Source organism: Lentilactobacillus parafarraginis DSM 18390 = JCM 14109, assembly GCF_001435895.1.
Taxonomy (GTDB): domain Bacteria; phylum Bacillota; class Bacilli; order Lactobacillales; family Lactobacillaceae; genus Lentilactobacillus; species Lentilactobacillus parafarraginis.
On sequence record NZ_AZFZ01000149.1, the window covers coordinates 1 to 2,017 of the forward strand.

At 32.6% G+C, this 2,017-nt stretch carries 2 protein-coding genes; both read right to left on the minus strand.

The genetic code is table 11. From position 1 onward, the window contains the following. Positions 1 to 181 precede the first annotated feature (181 nt). On the minus strand, positions 182 to 841 hold the full coding sequence (locus FD47_RS14350) for a hypothetical protein (RefSeq protein WP_054736728.1): 660 nt from the start codon (positions 839 to 841) through the stop codon (positions 182 to 184). Positions 842 to 855: 14 nt separating this feature from the next. Beyond that, positions 856 to 1,974 (minus strand): GH25 family lysozyme, encoded by a 1,119-nt coding sequence (locus FD47_RS14355; RefSeq protein ID WP_054736730.1) that lies wholly within the window; start codon positions 1,972 to 1,974, stop codon positions 856 to 858. Between the last annotated feature and the right edge of the window lie 43 nt (positions 1,975 to 2,017).

The window sequence follows — 2,017 nt, forward strand, 5'->3', positions numbered from 1 at the left end:
AAGTGTCAACCCTAAGGGGTATTGTACGCATACAGTACTTATACTTTTATACGTTTCGGTCTTCACTGTTATGTTGAATCTCATAAACATTATAAGAACGACTAACATCATGATAGTTATATTAATTAGAAATTTATAGTAAATGCTGTCTTTCATTTGTTCTTCCTATTAACCTACCACTTTAGTTTTGTAATCCATCTTTAACAATTTTCCCAATAGTTAATCCGTTTTGTCCACTTGCCTGTCCAACTTGTTGTTTATTTCGCCAACCAATTCTATTTATTGGTTGCTTTTGTTCATTAGCATAAACAATTGCTGATCCTTGATTCACAGGTTGTTTAGTTAGCTTAGAATCCTGGATATCTCTTTGAACTTTGTCAGCTTGTTTAATGATTTCCTGCTTACTAGAAGCAATATCTGACGAACTGACGGCCGTAATAATCCAATTTTTTTCCATCCATTGAACGTAAATATGCCCCATTGCACCCTGCTCGATAGCTTTAGTCCCATCACTTAGTTTAACAGTTGGTCCATTATATCGTGTCGGCATTTGAAGTGATTTATATAAATTGTTAGCCATTTTAGTAGAGTGGGTATCAACTTCTTTATATTCAGCTGTAGTTACTTCTGAATTTAAAGGTTTATAAGAAATAGTATTTTTATTAACAACATTTGCTCTGAATTTTTGATTTTTTACTTTAATCTCAGTTGGAACTGACAGTTTCTTAGCAACTGTTTGTGTAGCTTGGACACTATTACCATTTTCCCACAAATAAATTCCAAATCCTAAGGCCACAATAATTAGACCACTTGCAATAATACTAAGCTTGTATTTAAACATTGTTCTCCGACTCCTTATTTTACTGTGACGTTATTTTTATTTACATACCCAACCCACTTGTTACCATTGTAAAGCGAATAATAAACAGAACCATTAGGGTGGTTATAATAATACTTAACTGAGAATAAATCATTGTAATAATTGGATGTATTAGCCAATTTTTGGGTAAAAAATAAATTTCCCCAGATAATTTGATTCTTTTTAATTATTTTTATTGTTTGGGACATTAAACCGGATTTCAACGTTGTCATTGATTTAGCATTTACATAGCCAATCCATTTGTTATTTTTATATATAGAATAATATTTTCGACCATTATAATGATTATAATAGTAACGAGCTTCATAGTATTGATGTTTCCCGGTAATCGTTACCCCACCGTGTGATGTAAACATCAAGTTATTCCAGATATCATAGCCATTTTTACTAGGATATACAACTTTCTTATATGAAATTGGTCGACTAGATAAAAACCAAGATGTATTCTTTAAATGTTCTTTACTGGCATCAACATATTGCCCTAAAGCAGATGTATACCAATTATCAGTATACTGCCATAAATAATAATCAATACCAGTTGGTTGAACAGATGTATAATCGGCTAACCAATAACCATCATAATCTTTCATTGCTGTAGAAGCATATTCTTGAGCAAAACTATTATAAGAATAAAACAAAATTCGTTTATGAGGAGCTAATTTATGAAGTTCCTTATACCAATCCACCGTAGCTGTATTAGTAGTTCCACTAGTAACTGTTTGCTGCTCATAATCATTGACATAAAAGCTGGCATTAATTCCTCGTTCATAGAGATCTTTAGCCTCAACTTTCGCATCAGATGGACTGGTATATAAACTGTACGAGTAAACTCCATATTTTAATCCATATTTTTTGCATAATGCAGCATTATGCGAGAAATCAAGATCTTTATAGCCACTTCCATATTGAACCCTTAGGATAACAAATGGAACCTCTGATTTTAATTTCTTAACTTCTGAAGCAGTTAAGGATCCCTGCCATTCGGACAAATCAGGTATGGAAAGGGGACTTGTTGATGAGGCACTAGTTACTAAACTTCCTCCCATTAAAATGAAAAAGAAAGTTGTGGCTACTATGATTGTTGCATATAGCATATTAATCGTTATGGCAAATTACAAGTTTAATCCGAACAAGCCC

Excerpts from the sequence above, each read along its gene's own strand:
- FD47_RS14350 (WP_054736728.1), bottom strand. The coding sequence starts at position 841 with ATGTTTAAATACAAGCTTAGTATTATTGCAAGTGGTCTAATTATTGTG.
- FD47_RS14355 (WP_054736730.1), bottom strand. The coding sequence starts at position 1,974 with ATGCTATATGCAACAATCATAGTAGCCACAACTTTCTTTTTCATTTTA.